Source organism: Streptomyces sp. NPDC057900 (assembly GCF_042887885.1).
Classification (GTDB): domain Bacteria; phylum Actinomycetota; class Actinomycetes; order Streptomycetales; family Streptomycetaceae; genus Streptomyces.
The window spans coordinates 247,103-273,092 of record NZ_JBHVOI010000008.1 but is presented as its reverse complement, the minus strand read 5'-3'; the positions used below and the strand labels follow the sequence as shown (position 1 = coordinate 273,092).

Annotated in this window: 19 protein-coding genes; 9 read left to right on the top strand and 10 right to left on the bottom strand. The window is 72.2% G+C overall.

Annotation, left to right across the window (positions count from 1 at the left end):
* Positions 1–190 precede the first annotated feature (190 nt).
* Entirely contained in the window at positions 191–832 is a 642-nt protein-coding gene (locus tag ACFVQ0_RS27380) for a superoxide dismutase (protein ID WP_073739012.1), read from the top strand.
* Between the two features lie 132 nt (positions 833–964).
* Here ACFVQ0_RS27380 and ACFVQ0_RS27375 read toward each other — a convergent pair whose 3' ends face one another.
* The gene (locus ACFVQ0_RS27375; protein ID WP_390091849.1) at positions 965–1,633 is read right to left on the bottom strand and encodes an O-methyltransferase; all 669 of its coding nucleotides are present in this window, start codon (positions 1,631–1,633) and stop codon (positions 965–967) included.
* A 103-nt stretch (positions 1,634–1,736) separates the two neighbouring features.
* Between ACFVQ0_RS27375 and ACFVQ0_RS27370 the strand changes: the two genes are divergently transcribed.
* Positions 1,737–2,576 carry an MOSC domain-containing protein gene (locus tag ACFVQ0_RS27370; RefSeq protein WP_390091848.1) on the top strand — a complete coding sequence of 280 codons (840 nt, stop codon included), beginning with the start codon at positions 1,737–1,739 and terminating at the stop codon, positions 2,574–2,576.
* A 58-nt stretch (positions 2,577–2,634) separates the two neighbouring features.
* Positions 2,635–3,177 (top strand): NUDIX hydrolase, encoded by a 543-nt coding sequence (locus tag ACFVQ0_RS27365; RefSeq protein ID WP_390091847.1) that lies wholly within the window; start codon positions 2,635–2,637, stop codon positions 3,175–3,177.
* Here ACFVQ0_RS27365 and ACFVQ0_RS27360 read toward each other — a convergent pair.
* Both ACFVQ0_RS27360 and ACFVQ0_RS27355 read right to left on the bottom strand, forming a co-directional pair.
* Complete coding sequence (locus ACFVQ0_RS27360; RefSeq protein ID WP_390091846.1) at positions 3,164–3,622, bottom strand: GNAT family N-acetyltransferase; 459 nt, start codon at positions 3,620–3,622, stop codon at positions 3,164–3,166. The two genes, ACFVQ0_RS27365 and ACFVQ0_RS27360, sit on opposite strands and share 14 nt — an antisense overlap.
* Before the next feature lie 90 nt (positions 3,623–3,712).
* A complete protein-coding gene (locus ACFVQ0_RS27355) occupies positions 3,713–4,363 on the bottom strand; it encodes a DsbA family protein (protein ID WP_390091845.1) in 651 nt (216 codons plus the stop codon).
* Between the two features lie 134 nt (positions 4,364–4,497).
* Between ACFVQ0_RS27355 and pepN (ACFVQ0_RS27350) the strand changes: the two genes are divergently transcribed.
* The 4 genes from pepN (ACFVQ0_RS27350) (at position 4,498) to ACFVQ0_RS27335 (ending at position 13,240) form a co-directional block, all read left to right on the top strand.
* Positions 4,498–7,095 (top strand): aminopeptidase N, encoded by a 2,598-nt coding sequence (gene pepN, locus ACFVQ0_RS27350; RefSeq protein ID WP_390091844.1) that lies wholly within the window; start codon positions 4,498–4,500, stop codon positions 7,093–7,095.
* A 351-nt stretch (positions 7,096–7,446) separates the two neighbouring features.
* Entirely contained in the window at positions 7,447–8,514 is a 1,068-nt protein-coding gene (locus tag ACFVQ0_RS27345; RefSeq protein WP_390091843.1) for a hypothetical protein, read from the top strand.
* 220 nt (positions 8,515–8,734) lie between these two features.
* Complete coding sequence (locus ACFVQ0_RS27340) at positions 8,735–12,046, top strand: S8 family serine peptidase (protein ID WP_390091842.1); 3,312 nt, start codon at positions 8,735–8,737, stop codon at positions 12,044–12,046.
* A gap of 165 nt (positions 12,047–12,211) precedes the next feature.
* On the top strand, positions 12,212–13,240 hold the full coding sequence (locus ACFVQ0_RS27335) for an aspartate-semialdehyde dehydrogenase (RefSeq protein WP_390091841.1): 1,029 nt from the start codon (positions 12,212–12,214) through the stop codon (positions 13,238–13,240).
* A 55-nt stretch (positions 13,241–13,295) separates the two neighbouring features.
* Here the strand turns inward: ACFVQ0_RS27335 and ACFVQ0_RS27330 are convergent, their stop codons facing one another.
* Positions 13,296–13,817 carry a DUF1203 domain-containing protein gene (locus ACFVQ0_RS27330; protein WP_390091840.1) on the bottom strand — a complete coding sequence of 174 codons (522 nt, stop codon included), beginning with the start codon at positions 13,815–13,817 and terminating at the stop codon, positions 13,296–13,298.
* 114 nt (positions 13,818–13,931) lie between these two features.
* Between ACFVQ0_RS27330 and pepN (ACFVQ0_RS27325) the strand changes: the two genes are divergently transcribed.
* The gene (gene pepN, locus ACFVQ0_RS27325) at positions 13,932–16,508 is read left to right on the top strand and encodes an aminopeptidase N (protein WP_390091839.1); all 2,577 of its coding nucleotides are present in this window, start codon (positions 13,932–13,934) and stop codon (positions 16,506–16,508) included.
* A gap of 82 nt (positions 16,509–16,590) precedes the next feature.
* Here pepN (ACFVQ0_RS27325) and alc read toward each other — a convergent pair whose 3' ends face one another.
* From alc to ACFVQ0_RS27295, 6 genes are all read right to left on the bottom strand, one after another.
* Positions 16,591–17,736, bottom strand: coding sequence for an allantoicase (gene alc, locus ACFVQ0_RS27320; protein ID WP_390091838.1), 1,146 nt, complete (start codon positions 17,734–17,736; stop codon positions 16,591–16,593).
* 64 nt (positions 17,737–17,800) lie between these two features.
* Positions 17,801–18,721 carry a LysR substrate-binding domain-containing protein gene (locus ACFVQ0_RS27315; RefSeq protein WP_390091837.1) on the bottom strand — a complete coding sequence of 307 codons (921 nt, stop codon included), beginning with the start codon at positions 18,719–18,721 and terminating at the stop codon, positions 17,801–17,803.
* Positions 18,718–19,668 carry a DMT family transporter gene (locus tag ACFVQ0_RS27310; protein ID WP_390091836.1) on the bottom strand — a complete coding sequence of 317 codons (951 nt, stop codon included), beginning with the start codon at positions 19,666–19,668 and terminating at the stop codon, positions 18,718–18,720. Before ACFVQ0_RS27310 ends, ACFVQ0_RS27315 begins: the two co-directional genes overlap by 4 nt.
* Before the next feature lie 193 nt (positions 19,669–19,861).
* Positions 19,862–20,077, bottom strand: coding sequence for a hypothetical protein (locus ACFVQ0_RS27305; RefSeq protein ID WP_073738998.1), 216 nt, complete (start codon positions 20,075–20,077; stop codon positions 19,862–19,864).
* A 95-nt stretch (positions 20,078–20,172) separates the two neighbouring features.
* Positions 20,173–22,317, bottom strand: coding sequence for a 4-alpha-glucanotransferase (gene malQ / locus ACFVQ0_RS27300; protein WP_390091835.1), 2,145 nt, complete (start codon positions 22,315–22,317; stop codon positions 20,173–20,175).
* Positions 22,318–22,590: a hypothetical protein gene (locus ACFVQ0_RS27295; RefSeq protein ID WP_390091834.1), complete on the bottom strand. Its 273-nt coding sequence runs from the start codon at positions 22,588–22,590 to the stop codon at positions 22,318–22,320. It lies immediately after the preceding gene.
* A gap of 311 nt (positions 22,591–22,901) precedes the next feature.
* Between ACFVQ0_RS27295 and ACFVQ0_RS27290 the strand changes: the two genes are divergently transcribed.
* A complete protein-coding gene (locus ACFVQ0_RS27290) occupies positions 22,902–25,901 on the top strand; it encodes a beta-N-acetylglucosaminidase domain-containing protein (protein WP_390091833.1) in 3,000 nt (999 codons plus the stop codon).
* Positions 25,902–25,990: the final 89 nt, after the last annotated feature.

Here is a 25,990-nt window from a genome sequence, read left to right as displayed (position 1 = left end):
GGCGCGCGACAAGGAGGCCTGGGGAGCGATCAACGGGCTCCAGAAGAACCTCGCGTTCCACCTCTCGGGCCACATCCTGCACTCGATCTACTGGCCGAAGGGCTGATCCCCCCTCAGTCACTCCTGCTGTTAGCCTGCTCTTGCATATAGGTTGCAATAACAACAGGACAGCAGCTGGAGGGTTCGCACCATGGCCACGTACACGCTCCCGGAACTCCCTTACGACTACGCGGCGCTCGAACCGGTCATCAATCCGCAGATCATCGAGCTCCACCACGACAAGCACCACGCCGCGTACGTGAAGGGCGCGAACGACACCCTGGAGCAGCTGGAGGAGGCGCGCGACAAGGAGGCCTGGGGAGCGATCAACGGGCTCCAGAAGAACCTCGCGTTCCACCTCTCGGGCCACATCCTGCACTCGATCTACTGGCACAACATGACCGGCGACGGCGGCGGCGAGCCCCTCGCGGCGGACGGTGTCGGCGGCCTCGCGGACGCGATCACCGAGTCCTTCGGCTCCTTCGCGGGCTTCAAGTCCCAGCTGACGAAGGCCGCGGCCACCACGCAGGGCTCCGGCTGGGGCGTCCTCGCGTACGAGCCGGTCAGCGGCAAGCTGATCGTCGAGCAGGTCTACGACCACCAGGGCAACGTGGGCCAGGGCTCGGTCCCGGTCCTCGTCTTCGACGCCTGGGAGCACGCGTTCTACCTTCAGTACAAGAACCAGAAGGTCGACTTCATCGAGGCGATGTGGCGCGTCGTCAACTGGCAGGACGTGGCGAAGCGGTACGCGGCCGCCAAGGAGCGCGCGGACGTCCTGCTGCTCGCCCCCTGACCCCGGCACCCCCCGACGTCCTGCCTCGTGATCGTCTTCTCAACCTTCACCCGGCAGGCGGATGAACGAAGGGCCCCCGCGAGGACATGACTCGCGGGGGCCCTTCCATGTCCGCGCGGGCGCGGCCGGCGGCTACTCGGTGACCAGGGCCATCAGCAGCCCGTCGTACCCCTTGGTGCCGACGGTCTGGAGCGCGGTCGCGGTCAGCGTCGGCTCGGCCGCGACGAGTTCGGTGAACCGGCGCACGCCCCGCACCTTCGGGTCCTCGCTCCCGGCGTCGGCCACCTCTCCGTCGCGCACGACGTTGTCGGCGACGATCAGGCTGCCGGGCCGGGTCAGCCTCAGCGACCAGGCCAGGTAGTCGGGGTTGCTCGGCTTGTCGGCGTCGATGAACACGACGTCGAACGGCCCGTACCCCTGCTCCGCGAGGAGCGGCAGCGTGTCGAGGGCCGGGCCCACCCGGACCTCCACGACATCCGCCAGACCGGCGCGCTCGATGTTCCGGCGCGCCACCTCCGCGCACGCCGGATCGGCTTCGAGCGTGACGACGCGGCCGCCCTCGGGGAGCGCGCGCGCCAGCCAGATGGTGCTGTACCCGCCCAGGGTGCCGATCTCCAGCACCGTGCGCGCCCCCTGGAGCCGGGCCAGCAGGTTCAGCAGCTTGCCCTGGTTGGCCGCGACCTGGATCGCCGGCAGCCCGGCCTCCTCGCTGGCCTCGACGGCGGCGTCCAGCGCCTCGTCCGGGCCCAGCAGCAGAGCGTTGAAGTAGTCGTCGACCTCTGCCCACCGCGCCTGCGTCATGACGTGTTCCTCTCTCGACACCACTTAAGTTCCCAAAAGGAACTTACATCATGGAAGGTGAATGGAATGATGGTGGCCTCAGCGTTTCCCTGGAGAGGACGTCATGACGATCACCGTGCGAGAGCTGGTGCACTACCCGGTCAAGGGCTGCGCGGGGACCGCCACCGACTCCGTGCGGGTCGTCGGGACGGGCCTCGAACACGACCGGACCTTCATGGTGGTGGACGCGGAGGAGGGCGCCTTCCGCAGCCAGCGCACGCACCCGGCGATGGCCGCCATCAAGGTCACCGTCCTGCGGTCGGGGGCGGCGCTCGCGCTCTCCGCCGCAGGCGTCGAACCCCTGCTGCTGGAGGTCGACGTGGACGGCCCGCGCCGCGACGTCAGCATGTTCGACCACCCCCTCGGCGCGGCCGTCGACCAGGGCGACACGGTCGCGGACTGGTTCTCCGAGGTACTGGGAGCCAAGTCGCGCCTGGTCCGGGCGGCCCCCGGCTTCGACCGGGACGGCTGGGGCGAAACGCCCGGCAAGCTCAACTTCGCGGATGCGCACGCGGTCCTGGTCACCTCGACCGCCTCGTTGGACGACCTGAACGCCCGGATCGCCGCACGGGGCGACGCGGACGCCGTGCCGATGGACCGGTTCCGCCCCAACATCGTCCTGACCGGCAAGGACGAACCGCACTTCGAGGACCGGGTGCGCCGGATGACCCTGGGCTCCGTCGAACTCGCCCACTCGGTACGGGCGACGCGGTGCAGCGTCCCGCTCGTCGACCAGACCACCGGCCTGCGCAAGGGCCCGGAACCGGTCCGGACCCTGGCGACGTACCGGCGCGAGGCCCAGTACGGGAACCGGGTCAGCTTCGGCGTGAAGAACGCGGTGGTCTGCGAGGGCGTGGTCGGCGTGGGCGACGTGGTCACCGTCCACAGCCTGGTCACCCCGTAGGACCGGCGACCGACGGCGTGGAGGACGACAGTTCGCCGCCTGGGTAGTGTCCCGGCCCATGGCGATACGCAAGCGGCGCACGTCCCGGCTCCTGCTGACCGACGAGCGCGACCGGCTGCTGTTGCTGTGCGGCCGCGATCCGCGCCGCGCGGGGGCGCGTTGGTGGTTCACGGTCGGCGGCGGGGTGGAGGCCGGTGAGGACTACGTGGCGGCGGCGCTGCGTGAGATCCACGAGGAGACCGCGCTGGAGCCGGCCGGCGCCCGGCTGGGCCCGGTCGTCTGGACCCGGCGGATCCTGTTCGGGGTGGACGGCCGGCACTACGACCAGTACGAGGAGTACCGCCCGGTCCGGGTCACGGCCGCCGAGGTGTCGGCGATGCGGGTGGCGACCGACGAGGGCTCGTACGGCCATCACTGGTGGACCGTGGACGAGCTCAGCACCACTTCGGAGACCGTCCATCCGACGGGGATGGGCGGGCTGCTCCCCCCGGTGCTGACCGGCGCCGCGCTCTCCCGGCCGCCCGTGCACCTGGGCGACTTCGACGTGGACGAGCAGCGCGGCGGCGGGCCGGACGGCGCCCCCGGGGTCAGGGTGACGTGAGGGTGAACTCCAGCAGCGGCAGCTCGCGGCCCGGGATCGATCCGGAGGGGGTCGCGCCGATGCGGACCGCGCCCATGGCCCGGTAGAACGGCTCGGCGTTCGGGTCCGCGTCGATCGTGAAGCGGGCGAAGCCGAGCCTGCGGGCCTCCGTGACGACGTGCCCGAAGAGCAGCCGGCCCACTCCGCGTCCGACCGCGTCCGGCTCGGCGAACATCATGCCGAGCACTCCGGCGGGCGGCGCCCCTTCCAGGGTGGTGAAGCCGAGGACCCGGCCGTCCTCCTCCGCGACCGCGGTCCGGCGGGGGCCGATGCCGTCGGGTTCCATGGTGAGTTCGGCCCGGCAGGCGGCGAGGAACTCCGCGTCGTAACCCCAGTACGCCTTGGAGCGCAGGGCGAGTTCGGTCAGCTCGGCGGCCTCGGAGGGGTGTGCGGGCCGTACCTTCATCCGGGTCTCCGTCTCACTCGGTGGCATCTCGCCGGACTCGCTGGATCAGGGTGCGGGCCCCGTGGCGCACGGGGCCCGCACCCTCGCGGGTCAGGAGAAGTCGGGCCCGGCGGTCCGGGTCCGCTTGATCTCGTAGAAGCCGGGGATCGACGCGACGAGCAGCGTGCCGTCCCACAGCTTCGCCGCGTCCTCGCCCTTGGGGGCGGGGGTGACGACCGGGCCGAAGAAGGCGATCTGCTCGCCGTCCGCGCCGGGCACGGCGATGACGGGGGTGCCGACGTCCTGGCCGACCTTGTCGATGCCCTCCTGGTGGGAGGCGCGCAGCTCGGTGTCGTACGCGTCGGAGTCGGCGTACTCGACGAGCTCGGCCGGCAGGCCGACGTCTTCGAGCGCTCCCACGATCGCCTCGCGGGTGGGGCCCTCGCCCTGGTTGTGGAAGCGGGTGCCGAGCGCGGTGTAGAGCGGGCCGACGATGTCGTCGCCGTGCTTCTGCTGGGCGGCGATCACCACCCGGACCGGGCCCCAGGCCTTGTTCTCCAGGAGGTCGCGGTACTCCTCGGGCAGCTCGTCCAGCCGGGGCTCGTTGAGTACGGCCAGGCTCATCACGTGCCAGCGGACCTCGACGTCGCGGACCTTCTCCACCTCAAGCATCCAGCGGGAGGTCATCCAGGCCCAGGGGCAGAGCGGGTCGAACCAGAAATCGGCGGGGATCTTGCGGGTTGCCGTGCTGTTCTCAGACATGTCTCTCCTCAGGCGGACCGATCTCCATCTGTGCGCGAGAACACCGAGGGACGCTCCGGCCATTCCCGCATGCCCGGCCGGGAACCGGCATGGGAGGATCAAAGTATTCGAACGTGACACAAAGGAGTGTGCCCGTGCCCGGTGAAAACCTGTCCCGCGACGAGGCCCGCGAGCGGGCCGAGCTGCTGACCGTCGACGGTTACGACGTCGAGCTCGACGTCCGGTCCGCCCTCGGTGAGCCCGACGGGGACGGCGGCCCGGAGTCCGGTCCGCGGACGTTCCGCTCGGTGACCACGATCCGGTTCCGCGCGGCGCGCGGCGGTGCGTCGACCTTCGCGGACCTGATCGCGCCGTCCGTGACCTCGGTGACGCTGGACGGCACCGCGCTGGACCCGGCGGCCGTCTTCGACGGGACGCGGGTGGCGCTGGCGGATCTGGCGGAGGGCGAGCACGTCCTGGTGGTGGACGCGCAGTGCGCGTACAGCCGCACCGGTGAGGGCATGCACCGCTTCGTCGATCCGGAGGACGGCGAGGTCTACCTCTACACGCAGTACGAGCCGGCGGACGCGCGCCGCGTCTTCACCAACTTCGAGCAGCCCGATCTGAAGGCCCCCTACCGCTTCCGGGTGACGGCCCCGGAGGCGTGGACGGTCTGGAGCAACGGCGCGGAGGAGTCCCGCGAGGGCGGGGTGTGGACCTTCGCGGAGACCGAGCCGATCTCGACGTACATCACGGCGGTCGTGGCCGGTCCGTACCACTACGTGACCGACTCCTACAGCCGGACCTTCGAGGACGGCACGGAGCTGGAGATCCCGCTCGGCGCGCTGTGCCGCAAGGGGCTCGCCAAGCACTTCGACGCCGACGACGTCTTCCTGATCACCAAGCAGGGCCTGGACTTCTTCCACGACAACTTCGACTACCCGTACCCGTTCGGGAAGTACGACCAGGCGTTCGTGCCCGAGTACAACCTCGGCGCGATGGAGAACCCGGGCTGTGTCACGTTCCGCGAGGAGTACATCTTCCGCGGGAAGGTGACGAAGGCGGCGTACGAGGGCCGGGCCAACGTCATCCTGCACGAGATGGCGCACATGTGGTTCGGCGACCTCGTCACCATGCAGTGGTGGGACGACCTGTGGCTCAAGGAGTCGTTCGCCGACTTCATGGGCGTCTTCGCGATGGTGGAGTCGACCCGGTTCGAGGACGGCTGGATCACCTTCGCCAACAACCGCAAGTCCTGGGCCTACCGCGCCGACCAGCTGCCGTCCACCCACCCGATCACGGCCGACATCCGTGACCTGGAGGACGCCAAGCTCAACTTCGACGGCATCACCTACGCCAAGGGCGCCTCGGTCCTCAAGCAGCTGGTGGCGTACGTGGGGCGGGACGCGTTCCTGGAGGGCGCCCGGCGCTACTTCAAGAAGCACGCCTACGGCAACACCCAGCTGGGCGACCTGCTGTCTGTGCTGGCCGAGACGTCGGGCCGGGACATGACCGGCTGGTCGCGCTCCTGGCTCCAGACGGCGGGCGTCAACTCGCTGACCCCGCTGGTGACGTACGACGCCTCGGACCGGATCACCGAACTCGCGGTCCTCCAGGAGGCGGCCGAATCGCACCCGGAGCTGCGCCCGCACCGGGTCGCGGTCGGCCTGTACCGGCGCGACACCGAGGGCGGCCTGGTGCGCTACGCACGGGCCGAGGCGGACGTGGCGGGGCCGCGCACGGTGATCGCGGAGCTGGCCGGGGCCGAGCGGCCCGAGCTGATCCTGGTCAACGACGACGACCTGACGTACTGCAAGGTCCGCTTCGACGAGGTGTCGCTGACCACGCTGCGCTCGCACCTCGGTGACATCACGGACCCGCTCGCACGGGCGCTGTGCTGGTCCGCGCTGTGGAACATGACCCGGGACGGCCTGATGCCGGCCCGCGACTTCCTCTCCCTGGTGCTGGACTTCTCCGGCCGGGAGACGGACATCGGTGTGCTGCAGATGCTGCACGCCTGGACCCGGACCGCGCTGGTGCACTACGCGGCGCCGGACTGGCGCGAGGAGGGCGGCCGGGCGCTGGCCGAGGGCGCGCTGCGCGAGCTGCGGCTCGCGGCGCCGGGCAGCGAGCACCAGCTGGCCTGGGCCCGGTTCTTCGCGGCGGTCGCCGCCTCCGGCCCGGACTTCCAGCTGCTGTCGGGGCTGCTCGACGGCACCGCCCGGATCGACGGGCTCGACGTCGACCAGGAGCTGCGGTGGGCGTTCCTGTCCCCGCTGGCCTCGCACGGGCTGGCCGACGAGTCGGTGATCGGCGCCGAGCTGGCCCGCGACGACACCGCGTCCGGCAAGCGCCACCAGGTGCGCTGCCTGGCCTCGCGCCCTTCGGCCGCCGTCAAGGCACAGGCCTGGGCGGGCGTCGTGGAGTCGGACGCGCTGTCCAACGCGCTGGTCGAGGCGACGATCCTGGGCTTCGCGCAGTCCTCGCAGCGGGAGTTGCTGGCGCCGTACGCGAGCAGGTACTTCGAGGTCATCGAACGGGTGTGGGCCGAGCGGTCGATCCAGATCGGGATGGCCGTGGTGAAGGGCCTGTTCCCGGCGCTCCAGGGCGACGCCTCCACGCTGGCGGCGGCGGACGCGTGGCTCTCCGCGCACGCGGACGCGGCGCCCGCGCTGCGGCGGCTGGTGCTGGAGGCCCGCGACGACCTCGACCGGGGGCTGCGCGCGCAGGCGTGTGACGGCGGAGCCGCCTGAGGGGTGCGATGTCCGGCCCGTCCGGCGTGACGGCCTCGCCCAGGTGCCCGGCACCTCGGCGAGGGTTCCGTCCTCAAATCCGGACGGGCCGGGTTCCGCCGGGTGCGGGCCAATTGAGAGCAGCGGACTCATAATCCGTCGGCCGCGGGTTCGCCGGGTGCGGGCTGGACGCGGCGTGCGCGCCGGGCGCTCGGCGGCGGTGGTGCGCTCCCCCTGGAGGGGCCGCAATCCCAGGCGGGACGGGCCTTTTCGGCTGTCGAACGTCCGTACTTTAGGACGGCGTTGTCCTGGAATGTCGACGGACCTGTAACAGGGGTTACGGCCCCGGCGGCGCGCGGGATACCCCGGAGCATGACCCAGAACACCCCGCCCTCCCCCTGCCACCTCCGCACCACCTCCGATGTCCGGCAACGCGTACTGTCCGCGGCCCAGTTGAAGGCCCGGGGCATCTCCGCCGCGCAGGCCGCCGGACTGTGCCGGACCGGTGGTCCGTGGCAGCAGCCGCTGCCCGGTGTCTATGTGCTGCACCCGGGGCCGCTCAGCGGCCGGGAGCGGCTGCGGTCCGCCCTGCTGCACGCCGGACGCCCGCCGGTATCCGGCCGGCGGTCCGCGCCGGCGCGGACCGGTGGCACCGACCCCGCGTACGGCGAGGCGGTGGTCACCGGGCTCGCCGCGCTGTCGCTGCACGGGTTCACGGCCGCGCCGCCGGCCGTCTCGCTGGACCGGATCGACGTGCTGGTGCCCCGGGCCCGCCGGCTGCGCTCCGTGCGGTACGCGCATCTCGTGCGGACCCCGGAACTGCCGGACCCCGAGGTGCTGGAGGGGCTGCCGGTGGCGCCGGTGGCCCGTGCGCTGGCCGACGCCGTCGCCGGGATCGGCGACGCCTTCGTGGTGCGCCGGCTGCTCACGGAGGCGGTCCGCGACGGTCACTGCGAACCGGCCGTCGTCGTCGGTGAGCTGAACCGGGCCAAGGTCCTCGGCCGGCCCCAGGTGGTGAACGCGGTGGACTCACTGCTCGCGGAGGGCCGGGCGCTGGCGGAGGACCGGCTGTACGGCCTGGTGCGCGGGTACGGGCTGCCGGAGCCCCTGTGGAACGTGGACCTGCGGCTGCCCGGCGGTCCGCATCTGGGCGGGGTCGACGCCTACTGGCCCGAGGAGGCGGTCGCCCTCGAACTGGACACCAGAGCCCCCCGCTACGGCCGACTGGACGACGCACGCCGGCAGGAGGAGCACGAGGCGGAGTGGTCCGCGTACGCCGCCCGGCGCGAGCACCTGGAGCGGCTGGGGGTCACCGTCGTCCACCTCTCGCCCCGGAAGCTGCGCGAGGCCCCGGAACAGCAGGCGGTCGTGGTGCGGACAGCACTGATGGCGGCGGTCGCGCGGGAACCGGCCGCCTATGTGGTGATCCTTCCCCGGTGATCCGCCCAGCAATCTCCCAACGGCCGCCCCACAGCCGTCAATCGGCCCCCCGGTGGCCACGTATCCACCTTTTCGTCCCACCTGACGCTTCGGCACCAGTGGCGGGATTCCGCCATGTACACAACTCGCCCACCCCAAGTCTCCACAAACCCCTGTCATTTACGAAAGGGTGAGCGGTCATCCGGTACCGATTTCCGGACTCTCTCTTTCACATACAGGGATGCTGATGACCTCCGAATCCCCCGGTTACATACCCGGAGCGAGACGCGTGGCCCGAGTCGCGGCCGCCGCCGGTCTGGTGGCCGCACTGGCCGCCACCGGCGTCGCCCCCGTCTTCGCCGCCGACGACCCGGCCACCACCCCCGTCAAGGCCGCCACCGGCGACGCCTCCGCGGACAAGCTCGGCACGGCCGACGCCGATGTGCTCGCCAAGGCGCGGGCCAAGGGCGAGAAGAACATCACGATGATGGTCGCCACCGCACCCGGTGCGACCGAGCAGGTCAGCAAACAGCTGGGCGCCGTCAAGGGCTCCGTGCTGGGGCGTGCCTACGACAAGCTCGGCTACGTACGGGCGACCGTGCCGACCGCGAGCGCCGAGGCCACCATCAAGGCGGCCTCCAAGCTGACCTCCGTCCACGGCATCGATCTCAAGCAGGAGATCATGCTGGACGACCCGACCCCCGCGGCCGACCGGGCGACCGGCAGCAAGGCCAAGGCGAAGTCGACGGGCAGCTACGCGGCGCCGAACAAGAAGACCCCGGCGAAGAACCCGTACAACCCCTCGTTCGAGACGGGTGCGGTCGACTTCGTCAAGCAGAACCCGAAGGCCGACGGCCGCGGCATCACCATCGGTGTGCTGGACGCGGGCGTCGACCTCGGTCACCCCGCGCTCCAGAAGACCAGCACCGGCGAGCGCAAGATCACCGACTGGGTGACGGCCACCGACCCGGTCAGTGACGGCGACGGCACCTGGCTGCGGATGACGGACGCCGTGTCCGGCCCGACCTTCACCTACAAGGGCCGCACCTACTCCGCGCCCAAGGGCAAGTACCGGATCAGCCTGTTCGCGGAGGCCGCCACCAAGGGCGGCGACATGGCGGGCGACCTGAACCGCGACGGCGACACCACCGACGTGTGGGCCGTCCTGTACGACCCGGTCACCGGCACCACCCGGGTGGACCTGAACAACAACGCGGACTTCCGCGACGACACCGTCATGAAGCCGTACAAGGAGAAGCACCAGGTCTCCTACTTCGGCAAGGACAACCCGCGCACCGATGTCGTCGAGCGCATCCCGTTCGTCGTGGAGAACCGCAAGGGCGTCGTCTACAACGCGGCCGGTGACACCTCCGACTACGTCTCCATCGGGGTCATCGAGTCGGAGCACGGCACGCACGTCGCGGGCATCACCGCCGCGAACGGCCTGTTCGGCGGCAAGATGAACGGTGCCGCGCCCGGCGCGAAGATCGTCTCCTCGCGCGCCTGCACCTGGTCCGGCGGCTGCACCAACATCGCGCTCACCGAGGGCATGATCGACCTCGTCGTGAACCGCGGTGTCGATGTCGTCAACATGTCGATCGGCGGCCTGCCGCCGCTGAACGACGGCAACAACGCCCGCGCCGAGCTGTACAAGCGGCTCGTCGACATCTACGGCGTCCAGCTGGTCATCTCGGCCGGCAACGACGGTCCGGGCGTCAACACCATCGGTGACCCCGGCCTGGCCGACCACGTCATCTCGGTCGGCGCGTCGATCTCCAAGGAGACCTGGGCCGCCAACTACGGCTCGGGCGTCACCAAGAAGTACGACATGCTGCCGTTCTCCTCGCGCGGCCCGCGTGAGGACGGCGGCTTCACGCCGACGCTGACGGCGCCCGGCGCTTCGATCAACTCGACGCAGACCTGGCTGCCCGGATCCCCGGTCGCCGAGGCGGGCTACTCCCTCCCGGCCGGTTACTCCATGCTCCAGGGCACCTCGATGGCGTCGCCGCAGGCCGCCGGCGCCACCGCGCTGCTGCTGTCCGCCGCGAAGCAGAAGCACATCGAGCTGCCCCCGGCCGATCTGCGCACCGCGCTGACCAGCACCGCCACCGAGATCAAGGGAGTGCCCGCGCACGCCCAGGGTGCCGGTCTGATCAACATCATCGACGCCTGGAAGCAGATCAAGAAGCAGGGCGCCCCGGCGCACGAGTACGCGGTCAGGGCCCCGGTCGACACCGCGATCGACTTCGCGCTGAAGGACCCGGGCTTCGGCACCGGCCTGTACGACCGCGAGGGCGGCCTCAAGGCCGGTCAGACGAAGTCGTACGACGTCACGGTCACCCGCACCACGGGCCCGGACAAGAAGGTCGAGCACAAGCTGTCCTGGAAGTACAACGACGGCACCTTCTCGCTGGTCGGCTCCAAGAAGGTCTCGCTGCCGCTCGGCAAGCCGGTGACGGTCAAGGTCCAGGCGAAGCCGGGCAGCGCGGGCGTGCACAGCGCGATCCTCCAGGTCGACGACGCGAAGACCTCCGGCGTCGACCAGCAGATCCTGGCCACCGTCGTCGTCTCCAAGAAGCTGACGAAGCCGGGCTACGCGTACAAGGCGTCCGGCTCGGTGCAGCGCAACGGCACCACGTCGTACTTCGTGACCGTGCCGGAGGGCGCCAAGACCCTTGAGGTCGCGATGAGCGCCCTGCGCTCGGGCAGCCAGACCCGCTTCATCTCCATCCACCCGTACGGGGTCGCGGTGGAGGACAGCGGGACGCCGTTCTGCTACCCGAACTACGAGAACCCGGCCAACACCTGCCGCCCCGACGTGCGCTCGTACCCGGACCCGCAGGCCGGCGTCTGGGAGATCGAGGTCGAGGCGCGTCGTACCTCGCCGCTGCTGGACAACCCGTACAAGCTGGACGTCTCGCTGCTCGGCGCCTCCTTCGACCCGGCGGTGCAGACCATCCCCGAGGCGAAGATCGGCACCCCGGCCAAGGTGGACTGGACGGTCACCAACAACGCGGGCGCCCTGGAGGGCAAGCTCAAGGGCGGCTCGCTGGGCTCGGCCAAGGTCGACCGCCCGTCGATCTCCACGGGCGACGAGCGGACCACCACGGTCGCCATCGGTGAAGGTGTCGAGAAGCTCGACATCGCCATCGGGAACACCGCGGACGCCAACGCCGACCTCGACCTGTACGTCTACCGGGGCTCGGCCCAGGTGGGCGCCTCCACCACGGCCGGCTCGGAGGAGTCGGTCAGCCTGGTGAAGCCGGCCGCCGGCACGTACACGGTCGTCGTCGACGGCTACGACGTCCCGGCCGGCACCACCGAGTACGACTACCGCGACGTGTACTACTCGCCGTCGCTCGGCACCCTGTCCGTCGACGAGTCGAAGGCCGTCAACCTGGCCGCCGGCGCGTCGGCGCAGGTCAGCGCCGAGGTCGCGGTCGCCGGAGCGGCCCCCGAGGGCCGGCAGTTCTTCGGTGAGGTCCAGCTGGTGAACGCCCGGGGCACCGCGGCGGGCACCGGCAGCGTCGTGATCGAGAAGGTCACGCCGTAACCACATGTGATCCGTACGACGGTGGGGCGGGCGCTCAACGGGCGCCCGCCCCACCGTGCTGTGCGCACCCTGTCCGCTCCCCGGACAATGGATTGGACAAGGAAGCCGTGGACATACGCATCATGGAGCGGCAACCCTGCCGTTCGTACGCTTGAAGGAGTTCCTGTGAAGGTCGGAATCGTCGGCGCCACCGGTCAGGTCGGCACAGTCATGCGCAGGATCCTGGCCGAGCGGAAGTTCCCGGCCGACGAGCTGCGGCTGTTCGCCTCCGCGCGCTCCGCGGGCTCCACGATCGAGTGGCAGGGCCGGAACATCACCGTCGAGGACGCCTCCACCGCCGACTACACCGGCCTGGACATCGTGCTGTTCTCCGCCGGCGGCGCGACCTCCAAGGCGCTCGCCGAGAAGGTGGCCGCCCAGGGTGCCGTCGTGATCGACAACTCCTCCGCCTGGCGCAAGGACCCCCAGGTCCCGCTGGTCGTCTCCGAGGTCAACCCGCACGCCGTCGCGGACCGCCCCAAGGGCATCATCGCCAACCCGAACTGCACCACGATGGCCGCCATGCCGGTGCTGCGCCCGCTGCACGACGAGGCCGGTCTCGAAGCGCTGACCGTCGCCACGTACCAGGCGGTGTCCGGCTCCGGTCTGGCCGGTGTGGCCGAGCTGCACGGCCAGGTCTCCAAGGTCGTCGCGGAGGCCGAGAAGCTCACCCACGACGGCGGCGCCGTCGACTTCCCGGAGCCGGCCATCTACAAGCGTCCGATCGCCTTCAACGTGCTGCCGCTGGCCGGCGCGATCGTCGACGACGGCTCCTTCGAGACGGACGAGGAGCAGAAGCTCCGCAACGAGTCCCGCAAGATCCTGGAGATCCCCGAGCTCAAGGTGTCCGGCACCTGTGTCCGGGTCCCGGTCTTCTCGGGCCACTCGCTCCAGGTCAACGCCCGGTTCGCGCGTCCGATCGGCGTGGAGCGCGCGTACGAGCTGCTCGCGGCCGCCCCGGGCGTCGAGGTCTCGGAGATCCCCACCCCCCTTCAGGCCGCCGGGCAGGACGCGTCCTTCGTCGGGCGCATCCGGACCGACGAGACCGTGGAGCACGGCCTCGCGCTCTTCGTCTCCAACGACAACCTGCGCAAGGGCGCGGCGCTGAACGCGGTCCAGATCGCGGAGCTGGTCGCGGCGGAGCTGGCGGGCTGACCGCGTCCGGCCCCGCCGCGGGGGTTCGGGGGCGCTGCCTCCGGACCCCCGCTCCTCAGTCGCCGAAGGGGCTCGAAGCCGGGCGCCTCACCTCGAAGTGCCAGCAGCCGTACTCCACGGCCCGCACGTGCACCAGCGCCACCTCCGGGTCCGCGAACGCCTCCGCGAAGGCCTCGTCGAAGCCCCGCTCCTCGTCCGCCGGGATCTGGAGCAGCCGGCCGCCCACGATGTGCCCGTCCCCGTCGTAGCGCCGCACCGTGCGCAGCGCGCCCGCCCGTGAGAACGGATAGCCGGTGCGGCCGGGCGCCGGGCCCTCGCACTCCTCGGCGTGGATGAAGACGGGGCCCTGCTCGTCGTACGCCCCCGGCTTCGCCCAGGCCGCGGCCGCCCAGCGGCGCAGCGGGGCGTAGGAGACGAGGGCGATGCGCTCCCCCACCTCGTTGCCGCGCAGACAGCAGCGCAGCGGGCTGCCCGCGTCCGTGGCGGTGTACGGGACGCGGGAGCGTCCCGCGTCGTCGGTCTCCCGGAGCTGCTTGAGCGCGGCCTCTTCGATCGCGCGTGCCTCGTAACTGGTCATACCGAGAGAGTGGCCCGTGCGGCCGGGTACGGTCCGGCGGAAAACGGACATCGCCTTGGGCGCGGGTCACGTGGAAGGATGACCGGAAACATCACACATCAAGGAGATGACCGCGTGCCTGGCACGAATCTGACCCGCGAAGAGGCACAGGAGCGGGCGCGCCTGCTGACCGTGGACGCGTACGAGATCGATCTCGACCTCTCCGGGGCGCAGGAGGGTGGGACCTACCGGTCCGTCACCACCGTGCGCTTCGACTCGGCGGAGGCGGGGGCGCAGACCTTCATCGACCTGGTCGCCCCGGCCGTCCACGAGGTCGAGCTGAACGGCAAGCCCCTGGACGTCGCGGCCGTGTTCCGCGATTCGCGCATCACCCTGGCGCATCTGGCGGCGGGCTCCAACGAGCTGAAGGTCGTCGCCGACTGCTCGTACACGAACACCGGCGAGGGGCTGCACCGGTTCGTCGACCCGGTCGACCAGCAGGCCTACCTCTACACCCAGTTCGAGGTGCCGGACGCGCGCCGCGTCTTCGCGAGCTTCGAGCAGCCCGACCTGAAGGCGACCTTCCGGTTCACCGTGAAGGCTCCGTCCGGCTGGACCGTGATCTCCAACTCGCCGACGCCGGAACCCACGGACGACGTCTGGTCCTTCGAGCCGACGCCGCGCATCTCCACGTACATCACCGCGCTGATCGCCGGCCCGTACCACTCGGTGCACAGCAGCTACGAGAAGGACGGGCAGAGCGTCCCGCTCGGCATCTACTGCCGCCCGTCGCTCGCCGAGTACCTCGACGCGGACGCGATCTTCGACGTGACCCGGCTGGGCTTCGACTGGTTCCAGGAGAAGTTCGACTACGCGTACCCCTTCGCCAAGTACGACCAGCTGTTCGTCCCGGAGTTCAACGCGGGCGCGATGGAGAACGCGGGCGCGGTCACCATCCGCGACCAGTACGTGTTCCGCTCCAAGGTGACGGACGCGGCGTACGAGACGCGGGCCGAGACGATCCTGCACGAGCTGGCCCACATGTGGTTCGGCGACCTCGTGACCATGGAGTGGTGGAACGACCTGTGGCTCAACGAGTCGTTCGCCACCTACACCTCGATCGCCTGCCTGTCGCACGCCGAGGGCTCGCAGTGGCCGCACTCCTGGACCACGTTCGCCAACTCGATGAAGACCTGGGCGTACCGGCAGGACCAGCTGCCCTCGACGCACCCGATCATGGCCGACATCCGTGACCTGGACGACGTCCTGGTCAACTTCGACGGCATCACGTACGCCAAGGGCGCCTCGGTCCTGAAGCAGCTGGTGGCGTACGTCGGCATGGACGAGTTCTTCAAGGGTGTGCAGGCCTACTTCAAGGCGCACGCCTTCGGGAACACCCGGCTCTCCGACCTGCTGGGCGCGCTGGAGAAGACCTCGGGCCGCGATCTGAAGACCTGGTCGAAGGCGTGGCTGGAGACGGCCGGCATCAACATCCTGCGCCCGGAGATCGAGACGGACGCCGACGGCAACGTCACCTCGTTCGCCGTGCTCCAGGAGGCGCCCGCGCTGCCCGCCGGGGCGAAGGGCGAGCCGACGCTGCGGCCGCACCGGATCGCCATCGGCTGCTACGACCTCGACGAGTCCGGGAAGCTGGTCCGCACCGACCGGATCGAGCTGGACGTCGACGGCGAGCGCACCGCCGTGCCGTTCCCGGCCGACACCAGGCGCCCGGCCGTGGTGCTGCTCAACGACGACGACCTCTCGTACGCGAAGGTCCGGCTCGACGAGGAGTCGCTGCGGTTCGTCACCGAGCACCTGGGCGACTTCACCGAGTCGCTGCCGCGCGCCCTGTGCTGGGCCTCCGCCTGGGACATGACCCGGGACGGCGAGCTGGCCACCCGGGACTACCTGTCGCTCGTGCTGTCCGGGGTCGGCAAGGAGTCGGACATCGGCGTCGTCCAGTCGCTGCACCGCCAGGTGAAGATGGCGCTGGACCTGTACTCGGCGCCCCAGTGGCGCGAGGCGGGGCTGACGCAGTGGACGGAGGCGACGCTCGCGCACCTGCGCGCGGCGGAGCCGGGCAGTGACCACCAGCTGGCCTGGGCGCGTGCCTTCGCGGCCACGGCCCGCAACCCGCAGCAGCTCGATCTGCTCCAGTCGCTGCTCGACGGCACGGAGGTGATCGAGGGCCTGGCCGTCGACACCGAGCTGCGCTGGGCGTTCGTGCAGCGGCTGGCCGCGACGGGGCTGCTGGACGAGGACGAGATCGCCGCCGAGTACGAGCGCGACCGGACGGCGGCGGGCGAGCGCCACGCGGCGTCCGCGCGTGCGGCGCGTCCCTCCGAGGAGGCGAAGGCGGAGGCGTGGGCCTCGGTCGTCGAGTCCGACAAGCTGCCGAACTCCCTCCAGGAGGCGGTCATCGGCGGGTTCGTCCAGACCGACCAGCACGAGCTGCTGGCGCCGTACGCGGAGCGGTTCTTCGCGGCGGTGAAGGACGTCTGGGACTCGCGCAGCCACGAGATGGCCCAGCAGGTCGCCATCGGTCTGTACCCGGCGCTCCAGGTCTCGCAGGAGACCCTGGACGCCACGGACGCCTGGCTGGCCGCCGCGGAGCCGGGCGCGGCCCTGCGCCGGCTGATGTCGGAGTCCCGTTCCGGTGTGGAGCGGGCGCTGAAGGCCCGTGCGGCGGACGCGGCGGCGGCGACCGCCTGACCCTCACGGCACATGGAAACCGCCCGGCGGGCAGGCGCTGAAGCGCAGCCGTCCGCCGGGCGGGAGTCTTTACGGGCAGTCCTCAGGCACCCGACTCCTCGTAGCGGGCGGCCAGGGCCGCCGCGCCGGACTCGGTCAGCGAGCCGTGCAGGCGCATCCGGGCCACGCCGCCGTCGGGGAAGGCGTCCAGGCGGACGTGGGTGACCACGGCCTGGGCGCGGAGCGGGAAGCGGTGCAGGGTGTCGGGCTGGAGGCGGGTGCGGGGGATGATCTCGAACCACTCGCCCGTCTCGCCGTTGCGGCCCTGGAGGGCGATCCAGCCGGCCGCGTTCCCCTTGAGGTAGGCGGTGTCGATCTCGACCGCGCGGACGGCGCCCTGGGCGGGCAGCCGGAAGCGCACCCAGTCGTTGGTGTCGCGGACCCGGCGGCGGCGGTTCTCCCAGCCGTCGTCCATCTTGCGGGAGGTGCCGGGCAGGATGATCTGGGTCGGCGAGGAGTAGAAGCGGTCGGAGGCGTCCTCGTAGCTTCCGCCGTTCAGGACCGAGATCAGGTCGAAGGTGCCGAGCGCCGCGAGCCAGGACGGGTCGGGGACGACCTCGCCGTGCACCCGCAGCCGGGCGATGCCGCCGTCGGGGTGCTGGCAGAGGCGGATGTGGGTGTAGCGGCGGTCGCCAGTGATCTCGAAGCCGTTGGCGGCGTGGCCGCGTACGGGGGTCGGCGGGACGATCTCGTCCCATTTGACGTCGTCCGCGAGGAGGGCTTCGGGGCTGGGCGAGCCCGGTACCGATGTCGCCTGGACCGAGACGCGCTGCGGGTAGTTGCCGCGGAAGTGGGCGGTGTCGACGACGAGCCCGCGGATGATGCCGGGGGCTCCCAGGCGGATCAGGGCCCAGTCGTGTTCGTCGGGGGCGGGGAAGGGGTGGGCGGCGTCCGCGCCCCGGCGGCGGCGGGTCTCCCAGCCGTCCATGATCTTGCCCTTGTGGCCGAAGTGCTCGGGGTCGAAGACCGCGCGCTCCCTGAGCAGGAGGTTCTCGCGCTGGGCGAAGAACTCGTCGTTGGCGGCGATCACGCCCGCGCCGAGGCGCCGGTCCGCGAGGTCGACCAGCTCGGTGAAGGGGAGGTCCGTGGTGCGGTAGTCGGCGTACGGGTCGCCTCCGCCGTACGGGGCCGCGTCATTGGCGTGGGGGTCGTTGTCCAGGGCGGGGGTCTCGCTCGCGTCGAAGGTCATGTGCCCACTGTCGTACAGACTCATCGATCAGGTCCATCGAAAGTTTTCGCACATTCCGTTCAGCTCAGCTGAACGATGCCTCGCGGGCGGCGCCGACCTCCTTGAGCGCGGCCAGCACCCGGGCCACCGCGGGGCCGGTCTCGGCGCCCTGCCGCACCGCCGCCACCACATGGCGCCGGGGCAGGTCGGCGCCGAGCACCCGCAGCGCCACGCCCTTGCGGCGTTCCGCGGACGCCATCCGGGGGATCAGCGCGACACCCATGCCCGCCTCCACCATGGCCAGGATCGCGGTCCACCCGGAGGCGCTGTGGGCCTGCTCGGGGACGAACCCGGCGGCCTCGCACGCGGCGGTGGTGATCTCCGACCACGGACCGGAGCCGCCGAAGATCCACGGCTCAGCGGCGAGGTCGGCCAGCCGGAGCCCCGGAGCTCCGGCCAGCCGGTGCCCGACGGGGAGGGCGACGTCGAGCGGGTCCGCGAGCAGCGGCAGCAGGGCGAAGCGGGTGTCGCGCGCCGTCGGGGCGTGCGCGGCGAGCGAGAGCGCGAGGTCGACGTCACCGGCCGCGAGGAGCTCGTACGCCTCCGCGGCCTCCGCCTCCCGCACCCGCACCCCCGGTCCGGGCCGGCCGTCGGCGCCCAGCAGCTGGACCGCGGGGACGACGAGAGCGGGCACCGCGGTGGAGAACGCGCCGACCCGCACCTCTCCCGCCTCGCCCCGCAGGTAGCCGGTCAGCTCGGCCTCCGCGCGCTCCAGCTGGGCGAACACCACTTCGGCGTGGCGGAGTACGAGATGGGCGGCGTCGGTGAGCCTGACCCGCCTGCCCTGTGCCTCCAGCAGCTGCACGCCGAGCTGCTTGCCGAGGTTCGAGAGCTGCTGGGACACCGCGGAGGGGGTCATCATCAGCGCCTCCGCCGTCGCCGTGACGGTCCCGCGCTCGCTCAGCACCCGCAGGATCCGGAGCTTCTTGATGTCCCACTCGGTCATGTCCGCACATTAGCCGCCGGCCGGTCGCGGACCCGGCCCGCCCCCAGCGCCACTCCGCCGAGGATCAGGGCCAGGCAGAGGAGCCGGCCCGGCCCGGTGGGCTCGCCCAGCAGGACGAAGGAGAGCCCGGCCACGCAGACGGGCTGGAGGTAGTAGACGATCCCGGTACGCGTCGCGCCGATCAGCGCGACGGCCCGGTTCCAGGCGAAGAACGCGAGGGCCGAGGAGAACACCCCGACGTACAGCAGTGGTCCCACGGTGCCGACCGTCGGCTCGAACCCGCCCTGGACGGCGACGCTGACCGCGAAGGCGGGCGCCAGCATCAGCGCGCCCAGCACGAAGGTGGCGAGGAGGAAGGCCGGTTGGCCGATCTCCGGGGGGCGGCGGCGCAGCAGCGCGCTGTAGGAGGCGAAGCTGAGCATGGCGGCGAACATCCACAGGTCACCGGGGGCGAAGTGCGGGGAGAGGGAGCCGTTGCCGGTCAGCAGCAGAACTCCCGCGCAGGCGATGGCCATTCCGGCGATGCGGCGCCGGCCGAGCCGCCGGCCGCCGAGGCGTTCGTACACCGCCATGACCACCGGTGAGGCGGCCATGATCATGCCCATCTGGCCGGCCGAGGTGGACAGGCCCGCCTGGTTGACCAGGGTGTTGTAGACGGTGATCCCGAGCAGTGCGGCGAGGGTGACGAAGCCCAGGTGGCGGCGGATCAGGGTGCGTTGCCGCCAGGCCTCCCGCGCCGCGAGGGGCGCGACCGCCACGACGGCGACGATCCAGCGCCAGAAGGCGGCCTGGACGGGCGGGACGGTGTCGTGCAGGGCGCGCGCGGCGACGAAGCTGCCGGACCAGACGACCGTCGCGACGAGGGCGAGCAGGAGGCCCGTCCCCGAGGTCCGCCGGGCCGCCGCCGCTCGTACCGCTTTCGGGGGAACCTCTTTGACGTCGGTCACGGAGCCACCGTCACATCGGCCGAGCGTTCAGGTCCATCGAATACTTCCGATGATTTGCTGAAGCTGAGCTTAACGATGAGGGAGTGGGCGGCTCACTGACGCACGACAGGGCGTCCCGGCGCGCTCGCGCGCGTCGGGACGCCCTGGGACGTTATGGGTGCCGCGCGGGCCCTGCGTGCCGCGCGGCCGGGTGTCAGGCCTGCTGCTTCTTGGACTTGTCGAGGACCATGACCAGCCCGGCGATGACCCCGAACAGCACCAGGGGAGCCACGACGAACAGGCCGATCGTGTCGATCACGCTCAGGCCGGGACCCGGGTCGTCGCCGTCGTCGCGGGTGAGCGCGAGCGCGGGGGACGTCATGAGCAGCATCATCAGCGTCGTCCCGGCGGCAACCGCGCCGGCGCGCATAGCGTTCTTCTTGTCCACGGTGCAAACGTAGCGAACGGCTACGAGGGCCGCGCGCCCGGGGGTGCCGTAAGGGGCCTTCCGGGCTCCTGCGGGGGTCAGGCTCTGAAGACCTCCATCAGCGTGTGCAGCCTGGGCGAGGCGGCCAGCTCCTCCAGGGTGACCGGGCGGCCCTCGGCATCGGCGATGGGCAGCCGCCAGTTGGGGTACTCGTCCCAGGTGCCCGGCAGGTTCTGCGGGCGGCGGTCACCGATCGTGTCGGGTAGCCAGACCCCGGTCATCCGGGCCGGGGTGCGCAGCAGGAAGCGGTGGACGGCGCGGACGGCCGCCTCCTCGTCGCCACCGCCCTCGGGGAGCAGGCCGAGCCGGGAGAGCAGGCCGAGCCACTCCGCGGTGTCCGCGCCGTCCTCCGTGCGCTCCTGGTCGAGCGGGCGGGTGAGCAGGCCGAGGCGGTGGCGCAGCGTCACATGGTCGCCGGTCAGCCGGGCGGCGGTGGAGGGCAGATCGTGGGTGGTGGCGGTGGCCAGGCAGTCCTCGCGCCACTGCTCGGGGGCCAGCGGGCGGCCGGTGCCCGCCCAGTCCCGCTCGAACCAGAGGACGGAGGTGCCGAGGACGCCGCGCCGGGCGAGCGCCTCGCGGACGCCCGGTTCGACGGTGCCGAGGTCCTCCCCCACGACGACGGCGCCCGCCCGGTGGGCCTCCAGGACGAGGACGGCGAGCATCGCCTCCGCGTCCTGGCTGACATAGGTGCCCTCGGTCGGCGGACGCCCCTGCGGCACCCACCAGAGCCGGAACAGGCCCATCACGTGGTCGATGCGCAGGGCGCCGGCCCGGCCGAGGATCCCGCGCAGCAGACCCCGGAACGGGGCGTAGCCGGAGGCGGCCAGCGCGTCGGGGCGCCAGGGCGGCAGGCCCCAGTCCTGGCCGCGCGCGTTGAAGGCGTCCGGGGGCGCGCCGACGGACATGCCGTGCGCGAAGGCGTCCTGCTGGGCCCAGGTGTCGGCGCCGCCGGGGTGCACGCCGACCGCGAGGTCGTGGACGATCCCGACGGCCATCCCGGCGTCCCGGGCGGCGCGCTGGGCGTCGGCCAGCTGAGTGTCGGTCAGCCAGGCGAGCCGGCAGTGGAAGTCGACCCGGTCGAGCAGTTCGCCCCGGGCGCGGGCGGTCTCCCGGGAGCGGGGGTCGCGCAGCCCGGCCGGCCAGCTGTGCCAGTCGGAGCCGTGCACCTCGGCCAGGGCGCACCACAGCGCGTGGTCCTCCAGGGCCGGTCCCTGCCGGGCGAGGAAGTCGCAGTACTCGGTGCGACGGCCGGGCGTGAGGGGGACGGCCGCGAGGATGGTGAGGGCCTGCCGCTTGAGCTCCCAGACAGCGTCGCGGTCGATCAGGGCGCCCTTGCGCAGGACGCCGTCGCTGAGCTCCGCGGCCCGGCGGCGCAGCTCGTCGAGCGCGGCCCGGTCCGGGGCGTGCCCGTACTCCGGGACCGACTCGACGCGCAGGTGCACCGGGTCGGGGAAGCGCCGCGAGGACGGGCGGTAGGGGGACGGGTCGGTGGGGGTGCCCAGGACCGCCGCGTGCAGCGGGTTCACCTGGACGAAGGAGGCCCCGAGGCACCGTCCCGACCAGGACGCGAGGTCGGCGAGGTCACCGAGGTCGCCCATGCCCCAGGAGCGGGCCGAGAGCAGGGAGTAGAGCTGTACGAGGAAGCCGTGGCCGCTCGGCGGCGGCTGCGGGACGCGGGCCGGGGCGACGATCAGCGTGCAGGACTCGGCGGACCGCTCGGGCGCGCGGGCGGTCAGCCGGTGCACGCCGAGCGGGGGTTCGGCCCACCAGCGGGGCGCGGGCGCGCTGTTCCCCGCGCCGGTCACCTGGCCGGCCGCATGGCCGGACGCTCGGCCGGAAACGGCCGGGGCCGCGCCCCTGGAGGGCGTCCGCATCCGGGTCGGCCGGGCGGAGCCGGCCTCCTCCGGGCGGACGGTCAGCTCCGTGCCGGGAGGCAGCGCGGTCAGCGCCGGGGGCAGCGGCTCCCCGGTCCACACCACGAGCGTGGGCGGGAGCAGCCGGGAGCCGGCCGCGGCTTCGGCGGCGTCGAGCGCCTCCTGGACCGCCTCGGGCGTGGCGGCGTCGACACCGAGCGCGGCGAGCACCGCGACGACCGTGCCGTCGGGGACGGACACCGTGACATCGGCGGACGGGGAGTACGAGGTGGCGACGCCGTGCAGTGCGGCGAGCCGGGACAGGCCCATTCAGACTCCTGGGGACTCCATGCCCCAAGCGCTGCCGGAGGAAGCCGGCTCGCTGGTCAGCGGGGCGAGGACGGCGAGCGGGGGCTCGCTGGTCAGAGGCGTGGCGTCGGCGAGCGGGGGCTCGCTGGTCAGCGGTATTGCATCGGCCAGCGGGGCCTCGCTGGTCAGCGGCCCGGGGCCGGGGACGGTGGCGGGGCACGCGCTGATCATCGGGGCGGGTCCAGGCACCTGTTTGGTCAGGGCGGAGAGCAGGAGCTGCGCGGCAGCGGGCATGGTGGCCTCCTGGCCGTGGAGAGCAGGACACAGCAGACCTACCCAGCGGACGCGTCCGCAGACGTAGGCGTTACGACAACGAGTTCAACGTGCTCTGGGTCACAATCCGTTCCCCGGAGGCGGATTCCCCGTAAGACGTCCGTCGTTTTCGGCCATTCGGCGCCATCTTTCGCGTGACGCCGCGTCAGTCAGGCCCGCCCCGCCCCATCCGCCACAACGGGCATTTGCACCACAACGACCACGCACATTGACACCCTCGCGCGCGGGTGGTGGGCTCGGAGCCCACCAGTGGGAGCGAGGGGAGAACGGGCATGCGGCTCAGGCGCAGGAAGCAGGCCGCGGCGGTCGCCGTGGCCGTGCTCGGCGGGCTCCTCTCCACCGGAGCCCCGGCCGCCTTCGCCGCCCCCGCGCCGCCCGGAACGCCCGTCGCCAGTACCCCCGACCGCACGGACGACGGCGCGCTGCCCACCGTGTGGCCCCGGCCGCAGAGCATCAAGGCCTCCGGCTCCTCGGTCCCGCTGTCCGGCGAGGTCACCCTGGTGGCCGACGCGCAGGCCGACCCGTACGCCGTCACCGCGCTCCGCGAGGTGCTGCGCGACGCGGGCGTGCGGACCGTCCACGAATCCCTGCCGGGGCGCGGCCCCGTCATCCGGTTCGGCGGCGACGGAGCCCTGGGCGCGCTGCGCACCCTGCGCGCCCCGGAGCGCGGCGATCTGCCCGCCGGCGGCTACCGGATCGCGGTCGGCCGCGTCGCGGGCCGGGACACCGTCGCCGTGGACGGCCTGGGCGAGGACGGGCTGTTCCACGCGGTGCAGACCCTGCGTCAGCTGATCCGGGGCGGCAGCGTCGCCGGGGTCACCGTCCGGGACTGGCCCTCCAGTGCCGTGCGCGGGATGACCGAGGGTTTCTACGGGCAGCCGTGGACCCAGGCGGAACGCCTCTCCCAACTCGGCTTCATGGGGCGCACGAAGCAGAACCGGTACCTGTACGCGGCGGGCGACGACCCCTACCGGCAGGCCCGCTGGCGCGACCCGTACCCGGCGGACCGGCGCGCCGACTTCCGCGCGCTCGCGGAGCGGGCCGCCGCCGAACACGTGACGCTCGGCTGGGCCGTGGCGCCCGGTCAGTCGATGTGCCTGTCCTCCGAGCGCGACGTGAAGGCGCTGACGAAGAAGATCGACGCGATGTGGGCCCTGGGGGTACGGGCCTTCCAGGTGCAGTTCCAGGACGTCAGCTACAGCGAATGGCACTGCTCCGCCGACGCCGAGGCCTTCGGTGACGGACCGAGGGCGGCGGCCAGGGCGCAGGCCCGCGTGGTGAGCGCGGTGGCCCAGCACCTCGCGGAGCGCCATCCGGACGCGCAGCCGCTGTCGATGATGCCGACGGAGTTCTACCAGGACGGGGCGACCGACTACCGCACCGAACTCGCCAAGGAGCTGGACGACCGGGTGCAGGTCGCCTGGACCGGGGTCGGCGTGGTGCCGAAGACCATCACCGGCGGCGAACTGGCCGGTGCGCGCGACACGTTCCGCCATCCGCTGGTCACGATGGACAACTATCCGGTCAACGACTACGCGCAGGACCGGATCTTCCTCGGTCCCTACACCGGCCGCGACCCGGCGGTCGCCATCGGTTCCGCCGCGCTGCTGGCCAACGCGATGGAGCAGCCGTCCGCCTCCCGGATCCCGCTGTTCACCGCCGCCGACTTCGCCTGGAACCCGAAGGGGTACCAGCCGCAGGAGTCCTGGCAGGCGGCCATCGAGGACCTCGCGGGCACCGACCCCGGCAGCCGGGACGCGCTGCGCGCCCTGGCCGGGAACAGCGCGGCCTCCGTGCTGGGCGGCGACGAATCGGCGTACCTGAAGCCGTTGCTCGCCGCGTTCTGGAAGACCCATGGCGGGACGGACACCGGGGCACGCGACAAGGCGGCGGCCCGGCTGCGTTCCGCGTTCACCGTGATGCGGGAGACCCCGCAGCGGCTGGCCGGGCTCGCCGACGGGCGGCTCGACGGCGAAGTGCGGCCGTGGACCGAGCAGCTGTCCCGGTACGGCAGGGCGGGCGAGCTGGCCGTCGATCTGCTCCAGGCCCAGGCGCGCGGTGACGGGGCGGCCGCCTGGCAGGCGTCGCTGGCCCTGGAGCCGGTGAGCAGGTCCGTGAAGGGGAGCGGCGCGACGGTCGGCAAGGGGGTGCTCGGCCCGTTCCTGGACCAGGCCCGCAAGGAGGCCGACGCCTGGACCGGGGCGGACCGCGACAACGGCACGGTGACCGAGGCGCAGGGCAGCTACACGGTGCGCCTGGACCGGGCCCGTCCGCTGGCGGCCGTCACCGCGACCGCCGTGCCGGGCGGCGGCGCCACCCCGGCGGACGCGACGGTCCAGGCCCATGTGCCCGGCGAGGGCTGGCACAGCCTCGGCGCGCTCTCGTCGAGCGGCTGGACCCAGACCGGCGGCCAGGGCCTGCGGGCCGACGCGGTACGGATCAGCTGGCCGACCGCCACCCCGTCGGTCACCGGCGCGCCGCCGCTGATCATCCCGCCGCTCGCGGGCGCGGCCCCGTCCGCCGGAACGGCGCCCCGGGTGCGCTCGCTGGTGCCGTGGTTCGGCGACGAACCGGCGGCCCGGCTCGACCTCGCGCACGGCGCGACGGACGCGGAGATCGGCGGCAAGCCGCAGCGCGTCGAGGCACGGCTCTCGCCCGGCCGCCCGGCCGAGGTGAAGGGCGCGCTCACCGCGAAGGCGCCCAAGGGCATCAAGGTCCGGCTGCCCAAGCAGACGACCGTCCAGCGCGGTTCCCGTACGGACGTGCCCGTGGAGATCACCGTGCCCGCGGACACCCCGGCGGGCGAGTACGAGGTGCCGTTCACCTTCGGCGCGGAGGAGACCACCCTGACCGTCCGGGCCTTCCCCCGCACCGCGGGCCCCGATCTGCTGCGCACGGCCACCGCCTCCTCCTCCGGCGACGAGACGGCGGACTTCCCCGCGTCCGCCGCGTCGGACGGCGACCCGGAGACCCGCTGGTCCTCCCCCGCGGAGGACGGCGCCTGGTGGCAGGCCGAACTGCCCACCCCGGTCCGGCTCGGGCAGGTCGTGCTGGACTGGCAGGACGCGTACGCCTCCCGCTACCGCGTCCAGGTCTCCGCCGACGGCCGCACCTGGCGCACCGCGGCCACCGTCCGCGAGGGCAGGGGCGGCCACGAGTCGGTCCGGATGGACGCGAAGGACACCCGGTTCATCAGGATCCAGGGCGACGGGCGGGCCACCGAGTACGGCTACTCGCTCTGGTCGGTCCAGGCGTACGCCGTAGCGGAGTAGCGGCGGCAACACCCCCTGAACCGAGCGGCGTTCTCTCCGCTCACCATGTTCCGGGGTTTTCGCGCCGCACTATTCACTCAGTACATATA

Coding starts and splice junctions, on each gene's coding strand:
- ACFVQ0_RS27370 (WP_390091848.1), top strand. CDS start 1,737: ATGACGATCACCGTGCGAGAGCTGGTGCACTACCCGGTCAAGGGCTGC.
- ACFVQ0_RS27305 (WP_073738998.1), bottom strand. CDS start 20,077: ATGCGCGCCGGCGCGGTTGCCGCCGGGACGACGCTGATGATGCTGCTC.
- ACFVQ0_RS27375 (WP_390091849.1), bottom strand. CDS start 1,633: ATGACGCAGGCGCGGTGGGCAGAGGTCGACGACTACTTCAACGCTCTG.
- alc (WP_390091838.1), bottom strand. CDS start 17,736: ATGACCTTCGACGCGAGCGAGACCCCCGCCCTGGACAACGACCCCCAC.
- malQ (WP_390091835.1), bottom strand. CDS start 22,317: ATGGGCCTGTCCCGGCTCGCCGCACTGCACGGCGTCGCCACCTCGTAC.
- ACFVQ0_RS27365 (WP_390091847.1), top strand. CDS start 2,635: ATGGCGATACGCAAGCGGCGCACGTCCCGGCTCCTGCTGACCGACGAG.
- ACFVQ0_RS27330 (WP_390091840.1), bottom strand. CDS start 13,817: ATGACCAGTTACGAGGCACGCGCGATCGAAGAGGCCGCGCTCAAGCAG.
- ACFVQ0_RS27315 (WP_390091837.1), bottom strand. CDS start 18,721: ATGACCGAGTGGGACATCAAGAAGCTCCGGATCCTGCGGGTGCTGAGC.
- ACFVQ0_RS27340 (WP_390091842.1), top strand. CDS start 8,735: ATGCTGATGACCTCCGAATCCCCCGGTTACATACCCGGAGCGAGACGC.
- ACFVQ0_RS27345 (WP_390091843.1), top strand. CDS start 7,447: ATGACCCAGAACACCCCGCCCTCCCCCTGCCACCTCCGCACCACCTCC.
- ACFVQ0_RS27355 (WP_390091845.1), bottom strand. CDS start 4,363: ATGTCTGAGAACAGCACGGCAACCCGCAAGATCCCCGCCGATTTCTGG.
- ACFVQ0_RS27290 (WP_390091833.1), top strand. CDS start 22,902: ATGCGGCTCAGGCGCAGGAAGCAGGCCGCGGCGGTCGCCGTGGCCGTG.
- ACFVQ0_RS27295 (WP_390091834.1), bottom strand. CDS start 22,590: ATGCCCGCTGCCGCGCAGCTCCTGCTCTCCGCCCTGACCAAACAGGTG.
- ACFVQ0_RS27360 (WP_390091846.1), bottom strand. CDS start 3,622: ATGAAGGTACGGCCCGCACACCCCTCCGAGGCCGCCGAGCTGACCGAA.
- ACFVQ0_RS27380 (WP_073739012.1), top strand. CDS start 191: ATGGCCACGTACACGCTCCCGGAACTCCCTTACGACTACGCGGCGCTC.